Raw genomic sequence first — 8,612 nt, 5'->3', positions numbered from 1 at the left:
TTTGTTTGGCGACTAAACCATATCACTTACTACCGTTTTTGTTTTAAGTTCCCGCTAATCCGCGATGAACCAAAAAAAAGCCCAAACCAAGTCGGTTTGGGCGGATACAAACATAGGAGTTAATTAGAAAAAGCAGCGTTGGAGAGACAGATAGAAACAAGTTTGACGGCCTGTTAAACCTCTAAAAGCTCTGCTCTCTACACTTAGTGAGACTGGCCTTTGTCCAATCAGTTCCATAAAAAATAAACTTTTTTCGTATTAATTTTGAAATGCCTACAATTCAGGCGCTTACAGCGTACAACTGTTAACTGGTACGACCAATATGCAAAAGTGTGATGTTAATTGCTTGTTAATTAAATGTTCTATGCGTATATTTCAAACAGTTGTTTAATACGAGTGATTGAAATGGCACCACGTAGTAGTACAAAAGAAAAAATCCTAGACGTAGCAGAAGGTTTGTTTGCGGAACATGGGTTTAACGACACCTCATTAAGAACCATCACGAGCAAGGCAAACGTGAACCTAGCTTCTGTGAACTATCACTTTGGGGATAAGAAAACGTTAGTAAGGGCGGTGTTAGATCGTTACTTAGAAGCGTTCATGCCAGCTCTACAAGATGCCTTATTAACGCTGAACTTAAACGAAGATTACAAAATGGAAGACGTATTCGAATCGTTACGTGCTCCATTACGATCGCTAAATGAAGTAAGACCGAACGGAACAAGCCGATTCATGTTGTTAATCGGGCGTGGTTACACGGATGTTCAGGGTCACCTACGCTGGTTCATTACAACTCGTTATAGCGATGTACTAAAACTGTTTACTGATTCTGTTTTGAAAGCTAACCCTAAGTTAACGCCGGAGCTTTTGTTCTGGAGGTTACATTTCACATTAGGTACTTGCGTTTTCACTATGGCATCAAGCCAAGCTTTAGCAGAAATTGCAGAAAATGATTATGGGAAAAAGGTTGATGCCAAAGCTGTCGTCGATTTACTCATCCCTTATTTATCAGCCGGTGTTTCAGCTGGCGACTAAAATTAATATATCTATAAAAATACAAACTTGTCACAACCAATAGTGAACAAAAGGATCTGAACTATGAGCTCTCTAAGACAAAAATGGGTAAGTGACCCGGCTTTTAAATTCTTCAAGAAAGTACTACCACCGCTATCTAGCACTGAGAAAGAAGCGATGGAAGCGGGGAGCGTTTGGTGGGATGGAGAGCTGTTCTCTGGTAAACCAGATTTCACTAAATTGCATCAATACCCTAAGCCGGAACTCTCTGTTGAAGAGCAATCATTTATTGATAACGAACTAGAAACGCTACTGGCGATGCTAGACGACCATAAAATCGTTAAAGAAGATCGCGATCTTCCGCCTGAGGTTTGGGAGTTTTTGCGTAAAGAACGTTTCTTCTCTTTGATTATCTCTAAAGAATACGGTGGTCGTAACTTCTCGTCGCTGGCGAACTCTACAATCGTGACCAAGATTGCGACGCGCAGTATCAGTACTGCAGTTTCGGTTATGGTTCCTAACTCTTTAGGCCCAGGTGAGCTTCTTTCTCACTACGGTACTCAAGAACAAAAAGATTACTGGCTACCGCGCTTAGCTGACGGTACAGACATTCCATGTTTCGCGCTAACTGGCCCTGAAGCGGGTTCGGACGCGGGCGGCATTCCAGATATCGGTACTGTATGTTATGGCATGCACGAAGGTGAAGAAGTTCTAGGGATCAAAGTTAGCTGGAATAAGCGTTACATCACGTTGGCACCAGTAGCAACTGTTCTTGGCTTAGCATTCAAACTGCAAGATCCTGATAAGTTACTTGGTGGTAAAGAAGACATCGGCATTACCTGTGCGTTAATCCCAGCGGATCATGAAGGTGTGGTGATCGGTGAGCGTCATGATCCACTTGGCCTTGCGTTCATGAATGGTCCGACTCGCGGTAACGACGTATTTATCCCAATGGATTGGCTGATCGGCGGACAAGATTACGCAGGCAAAGGTTGGCGTATGTTGGTTGAGTGTTTATCTGCCGGCCGCGGTATTTCACTACCAGCACTTGGTACGGCAATGGGCCACCTGACTGCACGTACAACTGGCGCGTATGCTTATGTGCGTAAACAATTCGGGATGTCGATTGGTAAGTTTGAAGGTGTAGCTGAAAGCCTAGGTCGTATTGGTGGCTTAACTTACCTGCTTGAAGCGACTCGTACATTGACGACTACATCTCTAGATATGAAAGAAAAACCTGGCATCGTTACAGCTATCGCTAAGTACCATATGACTGAAATGGCGCGTACGATTCTTAACGATTCAATGGACATTCACTCAGGACGAGCGATTCAAGATGGTCCTATGAACTACCTTGTAGCGCCTTACCTAGGTATTCCAGTTGCTATCACTGTAGAAGGTGCGAACATTCTAACGCGTAACCTAATGATCTTTGGTCAAGGTGCCACTCGTTGTCACCCATACGTACTAAAAGAAATGGAAGCAGCAGCGAACCCTGATGAGAAAGAAGGTGCAAAAGAGTTTGATAAACTTTTGTTCAAGCACATTTCACATGCGACTAAAAATACGTTTGGCGCATTTGGCGCAGCGTTAACAGGTTCACGTTTTATCAAAGCTGATATGAGTGGTCCAACGAAACACTACTACCAAGATCTAACACGATTAAGCCGTGCCTTAGCCGTAAGTGCAGACTTCGCGATGTTAACACTTGGTGGTGAGTTGAAACGTAAAGAGCTTATCTCAGCGCGTTTAGGTGATGGCTTGAGCTACCTATACATGGCGTCTGCAGCACTGAAGAAATATGAAGATGAAGGTCGTCAGCAGGCGGATCTAGATTATGTTCATCACGCAGTTCAACACTGTTTGCATCACGGTGCGAAATCGCTTCAAGAAGCGTACAGAAACTTCCCAAGCAAAGCGGTTGGCGGTTTATTGAAAGGCCTAATCTTCCCTGTAGGTAACCACTTTGAAAAACCAAGTGATAACCTAACGATGAAGATTGCTGAAAGCATCATGACTCCAGGTGTTCATCGTGAACGTTTAACTCACCTTTGTTACGTAGGCAAGGATGAGGATGACAGCGTAGGTATCATGGAAAAAGCTTTTGTCGCTATGTACGATATTAAAGGCTTAGAGCGCAAACTGATGCGTGCGGCGAAAGAGGGTAAAGTGGCAAGAAAAGGTTTGCTACAAGACAAACTTGCACAGGCTCTTGAAGCGGACGTGTTAACGCAACAGGAAGTGGACCAAATTATTGAAGCCGATAAACTTCGTTACACGGCAATTCAAGTTGACCACTTTAGCCATGACTTCAGTGAAACTTTAACTCGCAAAGAATTAAAGCCAAAGCTAGATAGCGTCGCTTAGACAGTAGAGCTAACGTCATTGCTCAGATAGTGAAATAATAAAGGCACCGAATATCGGTGCTTTTTTTATTAATAGAGTTATTAAATAAAGCGTAACCGATCATAAAAGCACAAATAATGAAACTAAAATGGGTAATAGTGCTCCAACCACTTGCAAAATCGTCACTATTTTGAAGAAATTAGATGCCATTTGTAGATGAAACTTTTATCCTACGAGTGATTTTTTAAGGAAGTTGAATATGATCATCAAACCTCGAATTCGCGGATTCATCTGTACTACAACACACCCTGTTGGTTGTGAAGCGAACGTAAAAGAACAAATTGCTTACACCAAAGCTCAAGGCCCTATCGCTAATGCACCTAAACGCGTGCTAGTTGTTGGCTCTTCAAGTGGCTATGGTTTGTCTTCTCGTATCGCGGCTGCATTTGGTGGCGGCGCTTCGACAATCGGTGTTTTCTTCGAGAAAGCGGGTACTGAGAAAAAGCCTGGCACAGCGGGTTACTACAACTCAGCGGCTTTCGATAAGCTAGCAAAAGAAGAAGGCCTATATTCAAAGAGCTTGAATGGCGACGCTTTCTCTAACGAAGCTAAGCAAAAAACGATTGACCTTATCAAAGAAGACTTAGGTCAAATCGATATGGTGGTTTACTCACTGGCGTCTCCAGTTCGTAAAATGCCAGAGACAGGCGAAGTAATTCGCTCTTCTCTTAAGCCAATCGGCGAAACTTACACATCTACAGCTGTAGACACAAACAAAGATGCGATCATCGAAGCAAGCGTAGAGCCTGCGACAGAAGAAGAAATCAAAGACACCGTTACAGTAATGGGCGGTGAAGATTGGGAACTTTGGATCAACGCACTTTCTGAAGCTGGTGTACTTGCTGAAGGCTGTAAAACAGTTGCATACAGCTACATCGGTACTGAGCTAACGTGGCCTATCTACTGGGATGGTGCGCTAGGTAAAGCTAAGATGGACTTAGACCGTGCAGCAGCAGCGCTAAACGAGAAGCTAGGCCAAACTGGCGGTACAGCAAATGTTGCTGTTCTTAAGTCTGTTGTTACTCAAGCGAGTTCTGCTATTCCTGTTATGCCTCTTTATATCGCAATGGTGTTCAAGAAAATGCGTGAAGAAGGCATCCACGAAGGTTGTATGGAACAAATCTACCGCATGTTCAGCCAACGTCTATACAAAGAAGACGGCAGTGCAGCAGAAGTCGATGATGTTAACCGCCTACGTCTTGATGATTTAGAGCTACGCGACGACATTCAAGAGCATTGTCGTAACCTATGGCCTCAAATTACAACTGAAAACCTGAAAGAACTGACTGACTACGTAGAGTACAAAGAAGAGTTCTTGAAGCTATTTGGTTTCGGTGTTGAAGGTGTGGATTACGAAGCAGACGTAAACCCAGCTATTGAGTTTGATGTAGCAGACATCTAATTCGATTTAAGATAACCGACATATAAAATAGGCGCTCAATGAGCGCCTATTTTTTTGTCTGAACTTCGTAAGCCCTAATTCAAAATAATGATGAAGGTTCCGGCTAACGTCATCAGTATATTGGCTATCGCATAGGTACCGGCATAGCCTAATGCTGGGATTGTTGATTTCGCGTAGTCGTTCACGATGTCCATGGCTGGGGCGCATGTTCTTGCGCCAATAATGGCTCCGAATAACAGCGCTCGGTTCATCTTAAGAATATAAGCACCAACCAAGTAGGCGAACATTACGGGAAGGACACTGACGACGAGGGCGATCCCTAGAACCTGTGGACCAACTTGCGTTAAGTGTTCAAACATCTTCCCACCGGCACTCAGTCCGATGCCAACCATAAAGAACATTAAGCCTAAATCTTTCACCATGTTTAGTGCGCCTTGAGGGACATAACCAAACGTTGGGTGATTGGCCCTTAAGAAGCCCAGCGTAATGCCGGAAAGTAGCAAGCCTACCGCATTACCCAAGCCAAATGACACTTGGCCGAATGTCATGGTAATCAGACCAAATAAAATGCCCAATATAAAGAAGCTACAGAACGCCATTAAGTCGGCCATTTGACTGTGAATCGAAATGAAACCGATTTTTTCAGCAAGGCCGTGTACGCGACTTTTCTCACCACTAACCTGAAGGACATCACCTTTGGCGAGCACGATGTTTAGGTCCATTGGCATTTCGATCTGCGCTCGTACAACACGGTTTAAGAAACATCCATATTCAGATAAGTTGAGATCGGAAAGTCGCTTACCTGCGATGCTGTCACTTTTTACAACGATTTCTTCTTCAACGATTCTTAGATCGAGCAGGTTACGGTCGAAAACTTCTTTACCGTTTCGGAAGCTTGGATCGAGTCGAGCGTGGCTATCTGGAAAGCCAACTAATGCAATCTCATCGCCTTCTTGTAGGATTGCATCACCATCAGGGTGTGCCAGAATGCCATTTCGACGGATCCGCTCTATATAACAACCCGTTTGGCGATAGATACCCAATTCACGCAGGTTTTTACCGTCAGTCCAATCAATGAGTTCTTGTCCTACGCGGTACGCACGGATGATAGGCAAATAGACTTTACGTTGCCCTGATGTGCCTAAGCCTCGCTCTTGGGCAATTTGTTCGGCTGAATCATGAAGATTGACCTTTTGAAGTTTAGGAAGTAGACGGGCAAACATAATCATACTGATCAAGCCGACTAAATAGGCCATCGCATAACCAACAGATAGGTTCTCTATCACTAGGCCGATATCGACATTTCTTGGCACGTTAGCTAGGCCTGAGTTTAGAGCGTCTTGCGCACCTACTAAGATTGGCGTTGCAGTAAGCGCTCCAGCCATCATTCCAGCAGAAAGACCAAAATCCAAACCTAGGTAATGACTACTGAAATAGGTGAGTGCCATTGCACTGGTGAGGACAACTAAACTGAGTATTAGGTAGTGTTTTCCGTCTCGAAAGAAAATGCCGAAAAAGTTAGGACCAGCTTCAATGCCAACGCAATAGATAAACAACATGAAACCAATGGTTAGCGCATCTGCGTTAAAAGAGAAACCTAAGTGCCCCATAATCAGTGAGGTGATTAAAACGCCAATGGAGTTTCCGAGTTGTAGACTGCCGAATCGGATTTTTCCGATTGCGAGACCAATCGCGAGGACTACGAAAATAAGAAGAATAGGGTTTTGCTCTAGCAAAAAAACAACGTCGATGTTCACAACTGGGGCTCAATATATTGTGCGAAGGACTGAAAGGATAAGTGCTGAATTGTATCCGAATCTTACAAAAATATAAGTGTTATTTTGGCATTTTACTAGGAATTGACTTTATATTTTTACGCGGCTGAAACAAAACAGCCCGCATAGATATGCGGGCTGTGAAAAATACGTTTTTGCGATGATTAATCGAATAAACCTAGGTTTTCTTTTGCGTAAGCTTCAAAGTCATCACAGCCACCGATGTGGTCTTGATCTACGAAGATTTGAGGTACAGTTTCTACAGGCTTACCTACAGTTTTTTCTAGATCAGCTTTACTGATACCTTCTGCGTGAATGTCTACGTAACGGTAGTTGAAATCATCGCGCTTAGCTTTAAGAGTTTCAGCGTGCTCTTTTGCACGAACACAGAATGGGCAAGCAGGACGACCAAAGATAACTACAAACATTTTATTTCTCCAAAATACATGATGAGGGAACTCGATGTGGTTTCACTTAATCAGCCCCAAACTTTCTTGAAACCAACTATGCCTCAATGACATTAGGAAATAAAGAAGGATTTACCTCTTAATACTATAGGTAAAACCTATCAGTCGAAATATTAATCATCTTTATAATCGATGGGAAAAGTTTGCTTTGGTTGCTGAAGTTGTGACTTGGTGTTCGATAAAATTGTGAGTTCAATCGTACTATTAAATAAGCACTGAAAGAGAGTGTAATAAGTTGTCGCCTGTCTAAAAAATAAAGCTTTCAATAAGGCATGCTGTAACTCGTTACACGAGAATAGTGTTGAGTCTGACGTATCGTTTGATGCCACGTGGCAAAGGGAGGGACTCCAATGTTTCAATTTATGACGTCTACCAGGATAATTTTTGGCGAAGGTTCGCTAAGTGCTTCATTAACGCTACTTAACCAATTTGGCTATAGCGTATTACTAGTGACAGGACAAAACCTTGAAAGGGCTTCTCCACTTGTGGACTATTTAGAGAGCCAATCAATGCGCTATCAGCACCTTGTTATTCATGGTGAGCCGAACATTAAAATGGTTGAAGAGGCTGCATTGTCAGCGCGTCGTTTTAAGCCTGATATGGTCGTGGCATTTGGCGGTGGAAGTGCGATTGATTTGGGTAAAGCTCTCGCTGCGATTATTCCAAACCAAGGTGACTTATATGATTATGTAGAAGTCGTTGGACGAAATGTTCCTCTTAAAGCGAAGCCGATCCCTTTTATTGCTATTCCTACCACTGCCAGTACAGGGGCTGAAGTTACTAAGAATGCGGTCCTGAAGTCTGGGCAAGACCAAGTTAAAGTGAGCTTACGAAGCCCAGATATGCTTGCTGACTTAGCCATTGTCGACCCTTCTTTGACTTATGGCACTGATGTGCTTACTTCAGGTAGAGGGGCGATGGATGCGTTTACTCACTTAATGGAAGCCTACGTGTGCGGCGATCCTAACCCGTTAACCGATATGATTTGTGAAGAGGGCCTAAGGCGACTAGCTCGTTCTGTTGAGTCGGCTTGTGTCAAAGACTCTCATCAAGCAAGAGAAGATTTATCGTTTGCAGCGATGCTTGGTGGAATGGCGATCACGAATGCGAAATTAGGGGCAGCCCATGGTCTGGCGTCTGCTTTGGGTGGGAAGCTAAGCGCACCTCATAGCGTGATTACAGGCCGGCTAGCTCCTTATGTGATGGAAGAGAATATCTCGGTTGCAGAAGAGCAGCAGGCTGAGGATATTTTGAATCGTTATTTGAAAGTTGCTCAATTGCTTCTGAACAATGAAGAGGCAAAAATTTACGATTCAGTCATTTGGCTGAAGCGAATGCTCAATGTGTTAATGATTCCAAACTTAAGTGCTTATGGGTTGAGTAACTTTGATTTACATGAAGTGTGTAATGATGCTTTAAAATCTGTAGCTATTAAAGGGAACCCTTTGCCACTTAATTATGAGCGATTGATGCACATATTAACCCAGGTGTCGAAAAGTGATGATAAAGGAAGCGCGTTACTTTCGAGCAAGGAACCTAAGGTCTCCC

Annotated in this window: 5 protein-coding genes and 1 pseudogene; 4 read left to right on the top strand and 2 right to left on the bottom strand. The window is 43.5% G+C overall.

Translation table 11 applies throughout. The features are described from left to right. The first annotated feature begins 405 nt into the window (after positions 1 to 405). From psrA to fabV, 3 genes are all read left to right on the top strand, one after another. Positions 406 to 1,035: a TetR family transcriptional repressor PsrA gene (psrA, locus tag ACHUFI_RS17355; protein ID WP_394251382.1), complete on the top strand. Its 630-nt coding sequence runs from the start codon at positions 406 to 408 to the stop codon at positions 1,033 to 1,035. A 63-nt stretch (positions 1,036 to 1,098) separates the two neighbouring features. After that, positions 1,099 to 3,381: an acyl-CoA dehydrogenase gene (locus tag ACHUFI_RS17350; protein ID WP_394251380.1), complete on the top strand. Its 2,283-nt coding sequence runs from the start codon at positions 1,099 to 1,101 to the stop codon at positions 3,379 to 3,381. A gap of 238 nt (positions 3,382 to 3,619) precedes the next feature. Next, positions 3,620 to 4,822 (top strand): enoyl-ACP reductase FabV, encoded by a 1,203-nt coding sequence (gene fabV / locus ACHUFI_RS17345; protein WP_394251378.1) that lies wholly within the window; start codon positions 3,620 to 3,622, stop codon positions 4,820 to 4,822. A gap of 74 nt (positions 4,823 to 4,896) precedes the next feature. On the opposite strand, the gene ACHUFI_RS17340 is transcribed toward fabV, so the two are convergent. Next, the gene (locus ACHUFI_RS17340; protein ID WP_394251376.1) at positions 4,897 to 6,579 is read right to left on the bottom strand and encodes an aspartate:alanine antiporter; all 1,683 of its coding nucleotides are present in this window, start codon (positions 6,577 to 6,579) and stop codon (positions 4,897 to 4,899) included. Between the two features lie 182 nt (positions 6,580 to 6,761). Beyond that, a complete protein-coding gene (locus tag ACHUFI_RS17335; protein ID WP_137358021.1) occupies positions 6,762 to 7,025 on the bottom strand; it encodes a GrxA family glutaredoxin in 264 nt (87 codons plus the stop codon). A gap of 389 nt (positions 7,026 to 7,414) precedes the next feature. Here ACHUFI_RS17335 and ACHUFI_RS17330 point away from each other — a divergent pair. Beyond that, positions 7,415 to 8,554: pseudogene (locus ACHUFI_RS17330) on the top strand (iron-containing alcohol dehydrogenase); the annotation flags it as partial. Between the last annotated feature and the right edge of the window lie 58 nt (positions 8,555 to 8,612).

The organism is Vibrio profundi, from assembly GCF_043642225.1.
In the GTDB taxonomy this organism is placed as follows: Bacteria; Pseudomonadota; Gammaproteobacteria; order Enterobacterales; family Vibrionaceae; genus Vibrio; species Vibrio profundi_A.
This window is presented reverse-complemented; position numbering and strand designations above follow the sequence as displayed.

Coding starts and splice junctions, on each gene's coding strand:
- psrA (WP_394251382.1), top strand. CDS start 406: ATGGCACCACGTAGTAGTACAAAAGAAAAAATCCTAGACGTAGCAGAA.
- ACHUFI_RS17350 (WP_394251380.1), top strand. CDS start 1,099: ATGAGCTCTCTAAGACAAAAATGGGTAAGTGACCCGGCTTTTAAATTC.
- fabV (WP_394251378.1), top strand. CDS start 3,620: ATGATCATCAAACCTCGAATTCGCGGATTCATCTGTACTACAACACAC.
- ACHUFI_RS17335 (WP_137358021.1), bottom strand. CDS start 7,025: ATGTTTGTAGTTATCTTTGGTCGTCCTGCTTGCCCATTCTGTGTTCGT.